This window comes from Streptomyces monticola (genome assembly GCF_042665355.1).
GTDB lineage: Bacteria > Actinomycetota > Actinomycetes > Streptomycetales > Streptomycetaceae > Streptomyces > Streptomyces monticola.
In genome coordinates this window covers 1-17,503 of sequence record NZ_JBHTCF010000019.1, presented here as the reverse complement: position 1 = coordinate 17,503, position 17,503 = coordinate 1, and the positions used below count along the sequence as shown (strand labels likewise).

Sequence of the window (17,503 nt, the reverse complement as noted above, 5' to 3'; positions counted from 1 at the left end):
CCGGTTCCAGCGGCCCGGCCACCGGCTCCTGCTGGCTCATGTCACCACCCCGAGGCGGTGTAGACGACCTCGTCGGCGTCGGCCTCGCCCCAGGCCAGCTCGCGCAGCAGCGCGAGGACGCCCTCCTCCGGGTCGATGAGTTCGATGCCGCGCCGCGCGTACTCGCGGCCGAGTTCGGGGCTGACCATCCCGCCGTGCGTACCCGTCGGCGCCCACGGGCCCCAGTGGACGGTGACGGTGCGGCTGCCGGTGGCGTTCTTCCAGCGGCGGCCGAGGCGGGCGAGTGCGTCGTTGGCGGCCGCGTAGTCGATCTGCCCGCGGTTGCCGTAGACCGCCGAGATGGAGCCGAACAGGGCGGTGAAGCGCGGCAGTTGGGGCAGTCGGTGCAGGGCGGCGAGCAGGGTGCGGGCGCCGTCCACCTTGGTGCCGTAGACCCGGGCGAAGGAGTCCGGGTCCTTGGCCTCGACAAGGCGGTCCTCGATCACCCCGGCGGCGTGCACGATCCCGTCGATCCGGCCGTAGGTCGCGTAGGTCTCCTTGACCGCCTGCTGTACGGCCTCCGGGTCCCGCAGGTCGACGGCCCGGTAACCGGCCTGGCCACCCACGTCGTGGATCTCGGCGAGCGTCGCGGCGACCTCGCGCCTGGCCAGGATGCGGTCGGCTTCGCGCTCGATCTCCGCGGGCCGCAGTCCGTCGCCGCAGGCGGCGAGCGCGGCGCGCAGGGCGGGCTTGTCGACGGCGTCGGCGTACGGGTCCGCTTCGTCGCTCAGCGGGGTCCTGCCGATCAGTTCGACCCGGCAGCGGGCGGCCGCGGCGAGCGCGACGGCGAACTTGGCGGTGATGCCGCGGGCCCCGCCCGCGAGCAGCACCACGGACTCGGGGCCGAGCCCCAGGACCGCGGCCTCGGCGACCCCCGTACCCGCCGGCCCTCCGCCCGAGGTGGCGAGCAGCCCGAGCGCCTCCTCCTGCGGCTCCACGCCGCGCCGGGTGCCGTCGGTGCGCAGCACCACGGGCTCGCGGTCGGGGGCGAGCAGCTCCTCGACCAGGGCCTCGGCCTGCTCGTCGGGCGAGCGCCCGGCGTCCAGTTCGACGGTGCGGGCCACGGTGTCGGGGTACTCGCGGGCGATGGTGCGGAAGAACCCGTCGAGGCCGCTGGTGTCACCGGCGTACCGGGCGCCGATCAGCCACCGCGGGCCGCGCCGCAGCACGGTCTTGAACACCGGGAAACCGCCCGGCAGTACGGGTTCCTGTCCGGCGAGGGCCCCGAGGTGCACCACGCCGTCGAGGGCGCCCTGGTGCCCTTCGATGCCCGCCAGGTCCTGACCGGTGCGGCCCGCGATGGCGCCGAGCACGGTGAGCCGGTTCACCAGGGCCTGAGCGACGGGCGTCCCGTCCCCGACGACCAGGAACCGCTTCCCGCGCAGCTCCTGCGCGGCCACGGCCCCGGGAGCGGGCGCCTCCGCGAGCGGCACGGTGCGCAGGGTGTAGCGCTTGGGCGCACGGCCGGTGATACGGAGCGCGGGCTCGGCGGCCGGCTGGGACGCGGGGGCGGGCTGGGTCGAGGGGGTGGGGGCGGGCTGAGCTGACTGGGCGGGCTCCGGCCGAACGGCCTCTGCCCGCACGGACTCCGGCTGTACGTGCTCCGCCCGCACGGGCTCCGGCCAGACGGCTGTCTCCGCCCGCACGGGCTCCGGCCGCAGGGATTCCGGCTGTACGAGGGGCTCTTCGCCGTGCGGTACGTGGGCGGGCCCCGGGCCCGCCACGGCCGCGACCGGAACGGGCTCACTCGCCTCAGCGACCGGCACCGGCCCCTGCTCCGACCCCTGCTCCGACCCCTGCCGCTGCTCCTGCCCCTGCCCCTGCGTCCCGCCGCCCGTACGCGCCGTGAGCCACTCCGTGATCCCGGCGGCGGTGCGCGCCCGGGTCAGCTCCTCCAGCTCGGCGTCCGGCAGCGACCGCAGATCGATCCCCGACCCGAGCAGCCGCCGCCCCAACTCCCCCGCGATCTCCGTCCGCTTGATCGAGTCGACACTCAGATCCGCCTCCAGATCCAAGTCCGGCTCGATCATCTCCACCGGATAACCCGTACGCTCAGCGATCACCCCGAGCACGGTCGCCAGCACATCCACCACGGGCGCCGGGGCAGGTTCCGCCGCAGGCACCGGGACGGACGGGACAGAGACCGGTTCGGCCTCCCCGGCTCTGGGCCGGAGCCAGTCGGCGATCCCGGCGGCGGTGCGCGCCCGGGTCAGCTCCTCCAGCTCGGCGTCCGGCAGCGACCGCAGATCGATCCCCGACCCGAGCAGCCGCCGCCCCAACTCCCCCGCGATCTCCGTCCGCTTGATCGAGTCGACACTCAGATCCGCCTCCAGATCCAGGTCCGGCTCGATCATCTCCACCGGATAACCCGTACGCTCAGCGATCACCCCGAGCACGGTCGCCAGCACATCCACCGCAGGCACCGGGGCGGCCACGGACTCGGCCTCGGCCTCCACGACGGGCTCGGCCCCGACGACGGCCTCGGCCTCGACGACCGGCAGCGCAGGCGTCACCGGCAGTGCAGGCGTCACCGGCAGCGCAGGTGTCACCGGCAGCGCAGGCGTCACCGGCAGCGCAGGTGTCACCGGCAGCGCCCCCGGTGGCGGCAACGGCGGCCGCGCGCCCTGCGTACCGCCGGAGCCGTAGTACGTCAGCAGGACATCGCGCTGGGCCGCCACCATCTCGCGGCTGTTGCGCAGGAATTCATGGAGGAGGGCGTCACGGTCCACCGGGCCCTCCGTTTCCGAACCGTTCACAGGCATCTCCGAAGTGCGCGAGAGGGTCGGGAGTGCGACCCGTCGTGCGGGTCGCAGGGCACCGGGCAGCGGGGCGCCGTCGGCGGTGCGGACGAGATGGCCGTCGACCGTCCAGGCGGGCCGCGCGGGTACGTTGTCGCGCTCTGCGAGCACGGCGTCGCGCCCGGCGAAGAGCCGTACGGCGGCCACCGGTACTCCGGCGGCGACCAGCCGGGCGAGGGCGTCGAGATGGCCGCGCAGACCCGCGTCGGGGCGGGGCTCGAAGGGCACGGCGGTGTGCGGGCGGTCGCCGAGGATCTGGCCGACGAGTCCGGTGAGCACCGTGCCGGGCCCGGCCTCGACGAAGACCCGCGCCCCGGCGTCGTACATCGCCTCGATCTGTTCGGCGAACCGCACCGGTGCGCCGATCTGCTCCGCGAGGTGGCCGCGCACCTCCGCGGGGTTCTCGGGGTAGCGGGTCCCGGTGAGGTTCGCCCAGACCGGGAACTCCGGCTTCCGTACGGCGTATCCGGACAGGGCGTCGGCGAAGCGCGGCACGGCTCCGGCGACGAGCGGGCTGTGGAAGGCGCAGGCCACGGGCAGGGCGCGGGCGGTGAACCCGGCTTCGCCCAAGGCGTCGACGGCCCGGCCGACCGCGGCCGTCGGGCCTGAGATGACGGTCTGGGCGGGCGCGTTGTGGTTGGCGGCGACCACCTGGTCGGCGAGGCCGGCCTCGGCGAGCACCCGCGCGACGTCCTCGGCCGAGCCGACGACGGCGGCCATGGTGCCGGGATCCGCGCGATCCGCCCCGCCCAGGGCCCCGTCCGGGCCGCCCGTCGCCGCGAGGATGGCCTCCGCCCGTTCCCGGCTGAGGTCGCACAGCTCGGCCGGGTCGAGGGCGCCCGCCGCGCACAGGGCGGTGAGTTCGCCGTAGGAGTGGCCTGCCGCCATGTCGGGGTGGACGCCGAGGCCGGTCAGGACGTCGTACGCGGCCAACGACACGGCCCCGAGGGCGGGTTGGGCGTTACGGGTGTCGGTGAGACGGTCGCGCTGCGCGGTGCGCTCGGCGTCGCTGAAGGCGGCGGGCGGGAAGATCGCCTCCGTGGGAGCGGCGCGCAGCTGGCGCTGTGTCTCGGGGAACGCGGCGAACAGCTCGGCCAGCATCCCGGGCCGCTGGCTGCCCTGGCCGGGGAAGAGGAAGGCCACCTTGCCTTCGCCCCGGTCCTGAGCGCCTTCACCTGCGGCCAACTCGGCGAGCCGGGCGGGGAGTTCGTCGAGTGACTCCACGACGACCGCTCCGTACAGCGGGCCCTGTCCGGTCTCCGCGCGGCGGGCGGCCGTGTACGCCAGGTCGCGCAGGCGCCAGGGCCGCCCCGAGCGGTCGTTGGTCTCGGCGAGCGCCCGCAGTTCCTCCACGGCGGCGGCGCTGCGGAAGACGAAGAGCTCCGCGGGCCAGACGTCATGGCCATGGCGGGGCGGCACCCCGTTCTCGTACGCCCGCATCACCACATGGAAGTTGGTGCCGCCGAACCCGAACGCGCTCACTCCGGCGACCCTGCGCTCCACGGGCCCGGCCCACGGCAGTGCCTCCTTGTGGAAGACGAAGGGGCTGGTGGCGGCGCCCGACCAGGCGGGATTGGGCTCCTTGACGTGCAGCGTGGGCGGGCGCACCCCGGTGTGCAGGGCGAGCGCCGTCTTGATGAGTCCGGCGAGTCCCGCGGCGCACTTGGTGTGCCCGATCTGCGACTTGACCGAGCCGACGACACACTGTCCGGGTGCGGCGCCCGCTTCCTCGAACACCTCGGAGAGCACGGTGAGTTCGGTGCGGTCGCCGACGACGGTGCCGGTGCCGTGCGCCTCGACGAGGCCCACTTCGGCCGGGGAGATCCGGGCCTGTGCGTACGCCCGCTCAAGGGCGGCGCGCTGCCCCTCGGGACGCGGCGCCGTCAGACCGAGGGAGCGGCCGTCGCTCGCGCTGCCGACGCCCTTGATCACGGCGTACACGCGGTCGCCGTCCCGCTCCGCGTCCGCGAGGCGTTTGAGTACGACGCAGGCCACGCCCTCGCCGAGCGCGATGCCGTCGGCATCGGCGGCGAAGGGGCGGCAGCGGCCGGTCTTGGACAGGGCGTGCACGGAGGAGAAGAGGAGGTAGTCGTTGATGCCGTTGTGCAGATCGGCGCCGCCGCACAGCGCGACGTCCGCACTTCCGCTCGTCAGTTCCTTGCAGGCCACGTCGACGGCGGTGAGCGAGGAGGCACAGGCCGCGTCGACGGTGTAGTTGGCGCCGCCGAGGTCGAGCCGGTTGGCGATCCGTCCGGCGATGACGTTGGCGAGCATGCCGGGGAAGGAGTCCTCGGTCAGCCGCGGCAGCTGCTCCTCGATCTCCTCGGGCAGCCGGCCGAGGTACGAGGGCAGGACCGTCCGCAGCGTCGACGCGCCCGAGGTGTCGCTGCCGGCCTCGGCGCCGAAAACGACGCAGGTGCGCTCGCGCGGGAAGTCCTTGCGGTCGAGCCCGGCGTCGGCGAGGGCCCGTGCGGCGGCTTCGAGGGCGAGCAGCTGGACGGGCTCGATGCTGGCGAGCGACGTCGGCGGAATGCCGTAGGCCAGCGGGTTGAAGGGGATCTCGGGCAGGAAGCCGCCCCACTTGGAGGCCGACACGTCGTGTGCGGTGGCGTCATCGCCGTAGTACAGGGCCGGGTCCCAGCGGCTGGGCGGCACTTCGGTGACGGCGTCGCCGGCGCCGAGCACCTGCGCCCAGTAGGCGGGCAGGTCGGCGGCGCGCGGGAACATCCCGGCCATGCCGACGACGGCGATGTCGAGCGGCTCGGGCGTCTTTGCCGGTACGTCGTCCACGTGCCCGGCGTGCGGGGCGAGTTCGGTGGCGCGGCGGGTGTAGAAGTCGGCGGCGCGGTCGGCGACCCCGTGATGCAGTTCGGCGACGGTGGTGACGTCGGAGCGCAGCACGGCCACTTCCCCGGCCATGAACATGCCCTCGTCGAGCTGGCGTCGCTCGTCGACGTCGATCAGTTCGTCGCCGACCCGCTCGATGCCCTTGCTGGCGATCCGCAGCCGGCCGACGTTGAGCCGCTCCAGCTCTTCCCAGGCCTGCCGCTCGGGCACGCCCTGCTCCCGCAGTTCGTCCTTGAGCTGCTGGTAGGTCTCGCTGAACGCGCTGGGCACACAGCGCGTCGCATGGCCGGGCGCGGTGTGCAGCAGCGCGGTGCTCTCGGCGGTGAGCACCGCTTTCTGGAACAGCGGCAGAATCGCGCCGCAGTCCACGGCCTCCTCGGTGAAGAGATACGCGGTGCCCATGAGGACGCCGACCGCCACGCCCCGCTCGGTGAGCCCGGCGGCGAGCGCGGCGACCATGGCGGCGGACCGCTCGTCGTGGATGCCGCCCGCGAAGAGCACCTGCACGTCCTGCGGGTCGACGGCGTCGGCCTCGGCCGCCAGGAAGTCCTCCAGGACGGCCAGTTGGGCCTCCCACAGCGGGAAGCTGTTGCGCGGGCCGATATGACCGCCGCACTCGGCGCCCTCGAAGACGAACCGCCGCGCCCCCGCCGCCAGGAACTGCCCGAGCAGTCCGGGCGAGGGCACATGCAGGAAGGTGCGGATGCCGTCGGCCTCCAGGTCGGCCGCCTGCGAGGGACGGCCGCCCGCGATGATCACGTGGGTGGGCCGCAGTTCACGGACCGCCTCCAGCTGGGCGGTGCGGACCTCTTCCGGCGCGAAGCCGAGGATGCCCACGCCCCAGGGGCGTTCGCCGAGGGCCGCGCGGGTCTGCTCCAGGACGGTGCGGGTCTGCTGCGCCCCGGCGAGTGCGAGCGCGATGAACGGCAGGCCGCCGCCGTCCGCGACCGCCGATGCGAACCGCGCCTGGTCGCTGACCCTGGTCATCGGCCCCTGCGCCACGGGCAGGGCGGTGCCGAGCGCCCGGCACATCGCGGAGCCGCCGCGCAGGGCGCCGCCGCCGTCACCGCGTACCGCCTGCTCGATACCGTCGCGCACGGCCGTGAGCGCGGCGGCCACGGTACCGTGGCGCTCGGCGAACCGGGCGGCGAGGAAGGCGTCCTGACCGAGCGGCAGCAGGTTCTCGCGCAGCTCGGCGGGGATGCCGGGGCGGCGCCGGTCGAGCACCCGGCGCTCCCCGACGACGACGGTCTCGGAGCCGTCGGCGGTACGCAGCAGCGCGCTGACGGCGGTGGGCAGCTCGGCCTCTTCGAGGAGCGCGAGCTGTACGTCGAGGACGACACCCGCGGCACCGGCGACCACGGCGGCCGCCGCGGTGTGCGGCCCGATGCCGCCGCAGGCCCACACCGGGACGTCGCCGGCCACGGCGAGGACGCGCTGCAGGAGCACGAAGGTGGAGAGCTCGCCGCACGGACCGCCGCACTCGCTGCCGCGTACGACGACACCGGCGGCCCCCTCGCGGACGGCCTCCTCGGCCTCCCGTGCGCTGCGCACCTCGGCGAGCACGGCCGGCACCGGCACCTGACCGATCCGCCAGGGCGCGTCGGGCGCGAGCAGCACGGTGTGCGGGCCTGTGCCGTCGGGCGCCACGAGCTCGTCGGGGTGCAGGGCACAGTCGGCGGGGACACGAACGGCGAAGGCTCCGGGCGCCCACTCGCGGGCGAGCGCCAGGGCGGCACGGGCGGTGCGCCCCGAGCTGCCGAGGTCGAGGACACCGAGTCCTCCGGCCCGGCCGACGGCTGCGACGAGCCTGGCGTTCGGCTCCCCGAACGGGCTGACGCCGATGACGGTGTGCGTCACGGGAGAGGGCTCCTCTGTGCGATCGGTGCGATCGGGCTGATCAGACGCGGTCCATGCGGTACGACAATCCGACACAAACGGGAACGTAAGCCATCGTCAGCCGCCGTGCAATCACGCTCCGGAGGCAATGCATCACATGGCGTAACTGACGATGCATCAGAACTGACGGTTCGTCAGAGATCTGCGCGGCATCGTGTTCGAACCGCCCCGGTACTCTTCGGCGAATGAGCTCGCTGAATCTCGATGACTTCTCCGACCTGATCGAGCGCCCCGACGGAGGGGTGCGCCGCGACGCGGAAGAGCGCAGGCAACGGCTCAGCGTGCCGCCCGGCGCCCTCGGCCGCCTCGACGAACTCGGCGAATGGCTCGCGGCCGCCCAGTCATCGGTACCGGTGAAGCCGATCCGGCACCCGCGCGTGGTGCTGTTCGCGGGCGATCACGGCGTGGCCGGGGCCGGCGTCTCCGCGCGGCCCGCGGGCAGCGCGCACACCCTGGTACGCGCGGTCCTCGCCGGAGAGAGCCCGGTCTCGGTGCTCGCCCGCGGCAGCGACGTGCCGGTCCGCGTCGTCGACGTGGCCCTGGACTGCGACCCGGACGAGCTGCCCGACGACGTCGTACGCCACCGGGTGCGGCGCGGCAGCGGCCGTATCGACATCGAGGACGCACTCGGCGCGGAGGAGGCGGAGCGGGCGTTCCGTGCGGGCATGGCGGTCGCCGACGAGGAGGCCGACGCCGGTACCGACCTCGTGGTGCTCGGCGACCTCAGCGTCGGCGGCACGACGGCAGCGGCCACGCTGATCGCGGCGCTCTGCGGGACCGACGCGTCCGTGGTCACCGGGCGCGGCGGCCGGCCCATCGACGACCTGGCGTGGATGCGCAAGTGCGCGGCCGTACGCGACGCGCTGCGCCGGGCCAGGCCGGTGCTCGGCGACCAGCTGCAGCTGCTGCAGACGGTCGGCGGCGCGGACCTCGCCGCCATCACGGGCTTTCTGCTGCAGAGCGCGGTGCGCCGCACCCCGGTGATCCTCGACGGGGTGGTGTCGGCGGCCTGCGCGCTCGTCGCGCAGCGGGTCGCGTTCCGTGCGCCCGACTGGTGGCTGGCCGGGCAGCGCAGCGGCGAGCCGGCCCAGGCGAAGGCACTCGACCGCCTCGCCGTCGACCCGCTGCTCGACCAGGGCGTCACCGCGGGCGAGGGCACGGGGGCGATGCTGGCGCTGCCACTGGTGCGCGCTGCGGCTTCGCTGGCCGCGGAGTTGCCGGTGGCCGTGGCGGAGTCGGTGCCGGACGACCCTGAGGGTGCGGCACCGGACGAGGAGTAGGGGCTGCGCCCCTGGCTTGCCGAGGAATGGGGCTGCGTCCCCGGCGCGCCGTGAGGTTGCGGGCGGTTCGGCACCGCCGGGACGGCTCGTCGGGCTTCTCGCCGTCGCGGCGGATTGAAAGGTGCCCCGGCACCTTTCGAACCAGCGGTCTCGTCGCGCCCCAAAGGGGCGCGGGGAACTGCGCGACCAGCCACGACGCGCCCGCAGATGTGTACCGGACTCGTGGCAGTCCGGCATATGGGCGATATGGCCCATATGATCCCGTTTCATGGGAGCGGAGCGCGAGGGTGACCGGAAGACGACCGAACCCGGCGGCGGCAGCGCCGCGTCCCGCGCCGCTGCCTTCACCGTCTGGTACTTGCGCGCCGTCACCTTCATCAACTTCCTCAGTGCCGTCTGGGTCTCCCTCGGCCAGGACCTGCGGCGGCACAACACCGAGAACTACTTCACGCCGTATCTGCTCACCGCCGGCTTCGCCTCCGGGCTCGTCACGCTGTTTCTGGCGATCACGATGCGGCGCCGCAAACGGGCCGCGTGGATTCTCAACTCCGTGCTCGGCGGGCTCTTCCTGCTGCTCTTCGCCTTCGCCATGCTCTTCCCCGAGATCCGCAGGCACGCCCAGAACTGGATCTCGCTGGCCCTGACCGCCGCCTTCGTCGCGGCGCTGCTGATCGGCCGCCGCGAGTTCTACGCCAAGGGCGACCGCTCCAACCCGAAGCTGGCCGCGGCCGTGGCGGTGGGCGGGCTCCTGGTCTGCTCGTTGTTCGCCGCGCTCCTGGTCACCGTCACCAACCAGGCGCACGACAGCCATCACTCGACCTTCCTCGACCGCTGGCGCTACGGCACGCTGCGGCTGGTCTCCCTGGCCGCCGACGACTCGCGCTTCCCCGGCATCACCACCCCGTCGTGGGCCAACGTCACCATCAACGTCATCAGCTTTCTGCTGCTGCTCGCCGTCCTGTTCGCGGCCTTCCGCTCCCGCAGGGCCGTGGACTCCCTCACCGAGGAGGACGAGCAGCGCCTTCGCGCCCTGCTCGACAAGCACGGCGAGCGGGACTCGCTCGGCTACTTCGCGCTGCGCCGCGAGAAGAGCGTGGTGTGGTCGCCGACCGGGAAGGCCGCCGTCGCCTACCGGGTGGTGGGCGGGGTGTCGTTGGCGTCCGGTGATCCGATCGGCGACCCGGAGGCCTGGCCGGGGGCCATCGAGCCCTGGCTCGCCGAGGCCCGCGAGCACGGCTGGGCGCCGGCCGTGATGGGCGCGAGCGAGGAGGCGGGCACCATCTACGCCCGGCACGGCATGGACGCGCTGGAGCTGGGCGACGAAGCCATCGTCGACACGGGCGAGTTCACCCTCGAAGGCCGCGCGATGCGCACCGTCCGGCAGGCCTACAACCGGGTCAAGCGCGCCGGTTACGAGGTCCGCATCCGGCGCCACGAGGACATCCCCGGCGACGAGTTGACGTATCTGCTGCAGCGCGCCGACGACTGGCGCGACGGCGCCACCGAACGCGGCTTCTCGATGGCGCTCGGGCGGCTCGGCGACCCGGCGGACGGGCGCTGCGTGATGCTCGAATGCACCGACGGAGAGGGCGGGTTGAAGGCGATTCTCAGCTTTGTCCCATGGGGACCGAAAGGTCTCTCCCTCGACCTGATGCGGCGTGACCGTGACGCCGAGAACGGCCTGATGGAGTTCATGGTCATCGAACTCCTGCAGCGCGCCGAGGAGATCGGGATCACTCAGGTGTCGCTCAACTTCGCCATGTTCAGGTCGGTCTTCGAACGTGGCTCGCGACTCGGCGCGGGCCCCGTACTCCGGCTTTGGCGCTCCCTGCTCAGCTTCTTCTCGCGCTGGTGGCAGATCGAGTCGCTGTATCGCGCCAACGCCAAGTACCGGCCCATCTGGGAGCCGCGGTTCCTGCTCTTCGAGAAGAGCGGGGACCTGCTGCGCATCGGAATCGCATCCGCCCGGGCCGAGGGCTTCCTTGAGGCCCCCGGCCTGCCGAAATGGCTGCACCGCAGACATCTGGAGTCACAGCGATGAGCACACCGGCCGACCTCGCCAGAGCGGAGTGGGGGCCGCTCTTCTCCACCGTCAGGCACGGGTTCGCCGCCAAGAAGTGGCGGGCGATCCCGATGACGATCGGCGCGGTCTGTCTGACCTCGCTCTTCCAGTACGTCCAGAACCAGGAGTGGGGCTACCAGTTCATCCAGAACATCGGCTCCGTACGCGCGGAGGAGCCGTTCTGGCTCGCCCTGGTGCGTACTCCCCTGTCGCTGTTCGTACCCGCCCTCGACCTGCCGGTGTGGGGCGCGCTCGCCCAGATCCTGATCGTCTTCGGGATCGCGGAGATCTGTATCGGCTGGTGGCGCACCCTCGTCATCGCCTACGTCGCGACCCTGGCCGGCACTCTCTACGCGCGCCTGGGCATCGCCCTCGGCCCCGGCCATCCGCTCGGTCTGCCCGCATCGGACGCCCAGGTCGTCGACACCGGCCCGTCCGCGGCGGTGGTCGGGATCGCGGTGTTCGTGTGCTGGCGCTACCGGGCCTGGTTCACGGCGGCCCTGGTGGTCGTCCTGATGGTCGTGGAGGTACTGATCAAGGACAATCTCGCGGGCCGCGAGCATCTCGCGGCGATCGGCGCGATCCTCGTCCTGTGCGCCGTGGCGGCACTGCGTCACCGGCGTTCGGAGAGGTCGTCCGGCTCACGCGCGGGCCCGGGGTCCGGGTCGGGCCTGCCTCCGATGACGTCCTGAAGTTTCCGGCGCGGACCCGACCAGCGGCGGTCGTGGTGGAAGGCCCGAAGGCCCGCCTTGGCGCGGGCCCGGGGGCGGTTCTTGTAGAAGAGCTTCGCCCAGGGTGAGGCGGGCCGCGCGAGCCGGATCGCGCCGAACATCGCGACGAACGGCACCAGCGTGCCGACCATGGCCACCCGCGGCTTGCCCTTGCCGAGCGCGACCAGGGCACAGAAGAAGTTCAGGGCCGTGTTCATCACCACGATGGTGCGGTTGTGCCGCTCCTGCGGAGTCAGCTCATTGACCCCGAACGGCACGAAGCCGCCGAGCACCAGGGCCACGAGCGCCGCCGTGAGCACCACGATCTCCACGCTCTTGCGGCCCGCCTCGCTCCAGTACACATCGTCCAGATGCAGGATCAGGGCGAACTCGTCGAGCACCAGGCCCGCACCGAGGCCGAAGATCACCGCCGAGACCATCGAGCCGAAACTGTGCCGCCCCGCGGCCACCGCCCCGAACCCGCCGATGATCGTCAGGACGATGCCGGGAACGACGTGGTGGATGTGCAGATCGCCGGTCTGCACATTGCGGAACGGGCCCTTGCCCGCTCTGATCATGCGCGTGATGATCCGGGTGACCAGGAACGACAGCACGAAGGAGACGAGCGCGAGAAGCAGCGGCAGCTTCCCCGGCTCGACGATGTTCCGGTACCACCAGTGACCCATCCACCCGCTCCCAATTGCGCGTTATGCGCAATTTAACGCGGAACGAGTCACTCGGCTCGGGGCGGCCGGAGGCCCGGCCTCAGCCGCCGAGCGCCAGCGCGACCAGGGTTCCGGTCGCCGCCGTCTCCGCCAGCGCGCCGAACACATCGCCCGTGACCCCGCCGAACCGCCGTACGCACCGGCGGAGCAGCAGCTCGGCCAGGCCCGCCGCCGCGAGCACCGCGAGACCGCAGCGGAGCGCCTCGTACGGCCCGAACAGGGCGCCGGCCAGGGCCGAAAGAGCCGCCGTGACCATGAGTACGAGCAGCGCGGCGCGGACCGTGACCGTCTCCGCGACCGCGGCGCCGAGGCCCTCGGGACGGGCGGCGGGCACACCGGCGCGGGAGGCGAGGGTGAGGGCGGCGCGGGCGGCAGCGGCCGAGACGACGGCCGCGAGCGCACCGTGCGGCAAGCCCTTCTCGTACCCCTGGAAGAGCACCGCCACTTGGGCGAGCAGCGCGAACAGGAGCGTCACGACACCGAAAGGGCCGATGTCGGAGCGCTTCATGATCTGCAGCGCGGCCTCGGCCGGCTTGCCGCTGCCGAGCCCGTCGGCGGTGTCGGCGAGGCCGTCGAGGTGCAGGCCGCGGGTGAGGGCGGCGGGCACCGTGGCGGTGGCGACGGCGGCGAGCAGGGGGCCCGCGCCCAGGACGAGCAGGACGGCGCCGAGTGCGGCCGCGCACAGGCCGACCACGAGGCCGGCGAGCGGGGCACAGAGCATTCCGGCGCGGGCGGCGCCCCGGTCCCAGCGCGTCACGCGCACCGGAAGGACCGTCAAGGTGCCGAAGGCGAACCGCAGTCCGTGCGCGGCGTCGTGGCGTATGCCGTCGGTTGAGATCACCGACGCAGGCTATCCGGCGTGCGGACCACGTCCTTCCGTACCGCCCGGACCTGTCCAGGTCGGGGCGGTACGGCACACCGCACCCGGCAATCGCCACGACCCCGCGTAGGCTCACAGATGGCGCTCCTCCGGCACGGCCCACGACACGGCCGGGCCCGGTCGACCCACCCCATCGGCCACACACTCAACGGAAGAGAGATTTCACCACCGTGACTGCTCTGACTCTTAAGCCCGCCGCCGCTGCCGGGCAGCGCGCCGACGCGATCGTCGTGGGTGTCGCGAAGGGCGCCAAGGGACCGGTCGTCGCACCGGGCGCCGAGATCGTGGACGAGGCGTTCGGCGGCAAGCTGGCCGCCGTCCTGGAGACGCTCGGGGCCTCGGGCGGCGAGGGCGAGACGACCAAGCTGCCCGTCACCTCCGGGCTCAAGGCGCCGGTCGTGCTCGCGGTCGGACTCGGCGCGGTCCCGGAGGACTCCGATGGGGGCGCGAAGAGCGCGGCCTACGGCCCGGACCAGCTGCGCCGCGCCGCGGGTGCCGCGGCCCGCGCCCTGACCGGCACGAAGAAGGCCGTCGTCGCCCTGCCCGCCGAGGACGCCGAGGCGGCCGAGGCCATCGCGGAGGGCATCGCCCTCGGCTCGTACTCCTTCGACGCGTACAAGGGAAGCGGCAAGAAGGACGGCGGCAAGGACGCCAAGGACGCGAAGGGCCCGCTCGGCGAGGCCGCGGTCCTCGTCGCCAAGCCGCGCGACAAGGCCTTCAAGGCCGCGATCGAGCGCGCCACCGCGGTCGCCGCCGAGGTCAACCGCTCCCGCGACCTGATCAACACTCCGCCGAACGACCTCACCCCCGAGGCCTTCGCCGCCGTCGCGTCGGCCGCGGCCAAGGAGCACGGCATCAAGGTGCAGGTCCTCGACGAGAAGGCCCTCACCAAGGGCGGGTACGGCGGCATCCTCGGCGTCGGCGCCGGCTCCGCGGCCGGACCGCGCCTGGTGAAGCTCTCGTACACCCACTCCAAGGCCAAGAAGCACCTCGCGTACGTCGGCAAGGGCATCACCTACGACTCTGGCGGCATCTCCCTGAAGCCCGCCGGGCACAACGAGACGATGAAGTGCGACATGAGCGGTGCCGCCGCCGTGTTCGCCGCCGTCGTCGCCGCCGCCCGGCTCGGCCTCGAAGTGAACGTCACCGGCTGGCTGGCCCTCGCCGAGAACATGCCGTCCGGTTCCGCCACCCGCCCCGGCGACGTGCTGCGGATGTACAGCGGCAAGACCGTCGAGGTCCTCAACACCGACGCCGAGGGCCGTCTCGTCCTGGCCGACGCGCTGTGGAAGGCCTCCGAGGACAAGCCGGACGCCATCGTGGACGTCGCGACCCTGACCGGCGCGATGGTGCTGGCGCTCGGCAAGCGCACCTTCGGTGTGATGGCCAACGACGACGCCTTCCGCACCTCGATCCACGAGATCGCGGAAGAGGTCGGCGAGCCGTCCTGGCCGATGCCGCTGCCCGCCGACCTCAAGAAGGGCATGGAGTCCCCGACCGCCGACATCGCCAACATGGGCGAGCGGATGGGCGGCGGCCTCGTGGCCGGCCTGTTCCTGCAGGAGTTCGTGGGCGAGGGCATCACCTGGGCCCACCTGGACATCGCGGGCCCGGCGTTCAACGAGGGCGGCCCGTTCGGCTACACCCCCAAGGGCGGGACCGGCTCCGCCGTGCGCACCCTGGTGCGGCTCGCCGAGCGGACCGCGTCGGGCGACCTGGGCTGAGTCATATCCGCGGCCCCGGGCGGACTCGCGCCGGGGCCGCGGATGCCTCGCGTGTCCGGGATTTCCGTATCGGCGTTCCGTGTCCGGATTCGGTGTCCGAAATCCGTGACCGATTTCGCTCGTGACGAAATCCGCGGGTTCGTACGCAGCAGTAACCCATAGAGACGGTGGAGCCACCGTCTCAGACAGCGGCCCGGCGTCCCGCCACCCGTCGACAAGTGCGAAGATGGGTTCTCGGCAGGACAGGGCCCCCACCACAGGGCCGAAGGAACAAGCGGCCGAACACCAGCCGACCGCGCGGTCACCCCCCGAATGGGAACAGGGGCCCGGCGCCCGGCGCACATGCATGGAGGACGTGACGTGGCGAACGACGCCAGCACCGTTTTCGACCTAGTGATCCTCGGCGGCGGTAGCGGCGGTTACGCCGCGGCCCTGCGCGGAGCGCAGCTGGGCCTGGACGTCGCCCTGATCGAGAAGAACAAGCTCGGCGGCACCTGCCTGCACAACGGCTGCATCCCCACGAAGGCCCTGCTGCACGCCGGCGAGATCGCCGACCAGGCGCGCGAGGCCGACCAGTTCGGTGTCAAGGCCACCTTCGAGGGCATCGACATCAACGCCGTCCACAAGTACAAGGACGACGTGATCTCCGGCCTCTACAAGGGCCTGCAGGGTCTCGTCGCCTCCCGCAAGGTGACGTACATCGAGGGCGAGGGCAAGCTCTCCTCCCCCACCTCTGTGGACGTGAACGGCCAGCGCATCCAGGGCCGCCACATCCTGCTCGCGACCGGCTCCGTGCCGAAGTCGCTGCCGGGCCTGGAGATCGACGGCAACCGCATCATCTCCTCGGACCACGCCCTGACCCTGGACCGCGTGCCGCAGTCCGCGGTCGTCCTGGGCGGCGGCGTCATCGGCGTCGAGTTCGCCTCGGCGTGGAAGTCCTTCGGGACCGACGTGACGGTCATCGAGGGCCTCAAGCACCTCGTCCCGGTCGAGGACGAGAACAGCTCCAAGCTTCTTGAGCGCGCTTTCCGCAAGCGCGGCATCAAGTTCAACCTCGGCACCTTCTTCGAGAAGGCCGAGTACACGCAGGACGGCGTCCGCGTGACCCTCGCCGACGGCAAGACCTTCGAAGCCGAGGTGCTCCTGGTCGCCATCGGCCGCGGCCCGGTCTCCCAGGGCCTGGGCTACGAGGAGCAGGGCGTCGCGATGGACCGCGGCTATGTCCTGGTCGACGAGTACATGCAGACCAACGTGCCGACCATCTCGGCCGTCGGTGACCTCGTCCCGACCCTCCAGCTCGCGCACGTCGGCTTCGCCGAGGGCATCCTGGTGGCAGAGCGTCTGGCCGGTATCAAGACCGTCCCGATCGACTACGACGGTGTGCCCCGGGTGACGTACTGCCACCCCGAGGTCGCCTCCGTGGGCATCACCGAGGCCAAGGCCAAGGAGATCTACGGCGCGGACAAGGTCGTCGCTCTGAAGTACAACCTCGCGGGCAACGGCAAGAGCAAGATCCTGAAGACCGCGGGCGAGATCAAGCTCGTCCAGGTCAAGGATGGCGCTGTCGTCGGTGTCCACATGGTCGGCGACCGCATGGGCGAGCAGGTCGGCGAGGCGCAGCTCGTCTACAACTGGGAGGCGCTCCCCGCCGAGGTCGCGCAGCTCATCCACGCGCACCCGACGCAGAACGAGGCGCTCGGCGAGGCCCACCTGGCCCTGGCGGGCAAGCCGTTGCACTCCCACGACTAGTCGTAGGACACGCACCCCCTATCCGTACGTAGTTCGTTAGGAGCAACCGAAACCATGTCGGTTTCCGTAACCCTGCCGGCGCTCGGCGAGAGCGTGTCCGAAGGCACTGTCACCCGTTGGCTGAAGGCCGAGGGCGAGCGCGTCGAGGCCGACGAGCCGCTGCTCGAGGTCTCGACCGACAAGGTCGACACCGAGATCCCGGCCCCCGCTTCGGGTGTCCTCGCGTCCATCAAGGTCGCCGAGGACGAGACCGTGGAGGTCGGCGCCGAGCTGGCCATCATCGACGACGGCTCCGGCGCCCCCGCCGAGTCCGCCGCCCCGGCTCAGGCCGAGGCTCCGGCCGCCGAGCCCGCCCCGGCCCCCGCGGCCGAGGCCCCCGCTGCCCCGGCACCCGCCGCCGAGGCCCCCGCCGCGCCTGCTTCCGGCGGCGCCTCCGGTACCGACGTGACGCTGCCCGCCCTGGGCGAGTCCGTCACCGAGGGCACCGTCACCCGCTGGCTGAAGGAGGTCGGCGAGGAGGTCGCGGAGGACGAGCCGCTGCTCGAGGTCTCCACCGACAAGGTCGACACCGAGATCCCGTCGCCCGCCGCCGGTGTGCTGCTCGAGATCGTGGTCGGCGAGGACGAGACCGCCGAGGTCGGCGCCAAGCTCGCCGTCATCGGCGCCGCTGGTGCTGCTCCGGCTGCCGCCCCGGCCGCCCCGGCCGCCCCCGCCGCCCCGGCCCCGGCCCCGGCACAGGAGGCCCCGGCCCCCGCGCCCGCCCCGGCTCAGCCCGCCGCTCCGGCTCCGG

General features: G+C 72.8%; 9 protein-coding genes. 6 read left to right on the top strand and 3 right to left on the bottom strand.

Annotated elements, in window-relative coordinates:
* Window positions 1-41: 41 nt before the first annotated feature.
* Window positions 42-7,544, bottom strand: a complete 7,503-nt coding sequence (locus tag ACFQVC_RS33140; RefSeq protein WP_381837594.1) for an SDR family NAD(P)-dependent oxidoreductase — start codon at window positions 7,542-7,544, stop codon at window positions 42-44.
* A gap of 224 nt (window positions 7,545-7,768) precedes the next feature.
* Between ACFQVC_RS33140 and cobT the strand changes: the two genes are divergently transcribed.
* The 3 genes from cobT to ACFQVC_RS33125 all read left to right on the top strand — a co-directional run bounded on the left by cobT (window position 7,769) and on the right by ACFQVC_RS33125 (window position 11,617).
* Window positions 7,769-8,863 (top strand): nicotinate-nucleotide--dimethylbenzimidazole phosphoribosyltransferase, encoded by a 1,095-nt coding sequence (gene cobT / locus ACFQVC_RS33135; protein WP_381837592.1) that lies wholly within the window; start codon window positions 7,769-7,771, stop codon window positions 8,861-8,863.
* A 268-nt stretch (window positions 8,864-9,131) separates the two neighbouring features.
* A complete protein-coding gene (locus tag ACFQVC_RS33130) occupies window positions 9,132-10,904 on the top strand; it encodes a phosphatidylglycerol lysyltransferase domain-containing protein (protein ID WP_381837590.1) in 1,773 nt (590 codons plus the stop codon).
* Complete coding sequence (locus ACFQVC_RS33125; RefSeq protein ID WP_381837588.1) at window positions 10,901-11,617, top strand: hypothetical protein; 717 nt, start codon at window positions 10,901-10,903, stop codon at window positions 11,615-11,617. The genes ACFQVC_RS33130 and ACFQVC_RS33125 overlap by 4 nt, the downstream gene beginning before the upstream one ends.
* Here the strand turns inward: ACFQVC_RS33125 and ACFQVC_RS33120 are convergent.
* Window positions 11,539-12,321: a hypothetical protein gene (locus ACFQVC_RS33120; RefSeq protein WP_381837587.1), complete on the bottom strand. Its 783-nt coding sequence runs from the start codon at window positions 12,319-12,321 to the stop codon at window positions 11,539-11,541. The two genes, ACFQVC_RS33125 and ACFQVC_RS33120, sit on opposite strands and share 79 nt — an antisense overlap.
* 79 nt (window positions 12,322-12,400) lie before the next feature.
* Window positions 12,401-13,198 (bottom strand): adenosylcobinamide-GDP ribazoletransferase, encoded by a 798-nt coding sequence (locus ACFQVC_RS33115; protein ID WP_381837885.1) that lies wholly within the window; start codon window positions 13,196-13,198, stop codon window positions 12,401-12,403.
* Window positions 13,199-13,410: 212 nt separating this feature from the next.
* Here ACFQVC_RS33115 and ACFQVC_RS33110 point away from each other — a divergent pair, with 212 nt between their 5' ends.
* The 3 genes from ACFQVC_RS33110 to ACFQVC_RS33100 all read left to right on the top strand — a co-directional run.
* Window positions 13,411-14,964 carry a leucyl aminopeptidase gene (locus ACFQVC_RS33110; RefSeq protein ID WP_381837585.1) on the top strand — a complete coding sequence of 518 codons (1,554 nt, stop codon included), beginning with the start codon at window positions 13,411-13,413 and terminating at the stop codon, window positions 14,962-14,964.
* A 360-nt stretch (window positions 14,965-15,324) separates the two neighbouring features.
* Window positions 15,325-16,713, top strand: coding sequence for a dihydrolipoyl dehydrogenase (gene lpdA, locus ACFQVC_RS33105; protein WP_381837583.1), 1,389 nt, complete (start codon window positions 15,325-15,327; stop codon window positions 16,711-16,713).
* 54 nt (window positions 16,714-16,767) lie between these two features.
* Window positions 16,768-17,503 (top strand): biotin/lipoyl-containing protein (locus ACFQVC_RS33100; RefSeq protein WP_381837581.1); only part of this gene is annotated, 736 nt, incomplete at its 3' end.

Excerpts from the sequence above, each read along its gene's own strand:
- ACFQVC_RS33130 (WP_381837590.1), top strand. The coding sequence starts at position 9,132 with ATGGGAGCGGAGCGCGAGGGTGACCGGAAGACGACCGAACCCGGCGGC.
- ACFQVC_RS33125 (WP_381837588.1), top strand. The coding sequence starts at position 10,901 with ATGAGCACACCGGCCGACCTCGCCAGAGCGGAGTGGGGGCCGCTCTTC.
- cobT (WP_381837592.1), top strand. The coding sequence starts at position 7,769 with ATGAGCTCGCTGAATCTCGATGACTTCTCCGACCTGATCGAGCGCCCC.
- ACFQVC_RS33120 (WP_381837587.1), bottom strand. The coding sequence starts at position 12,321 with ATGGGTCACTGGTGGTACCGGAACATCGTCGAGCCGGGGAAGCTGCCG.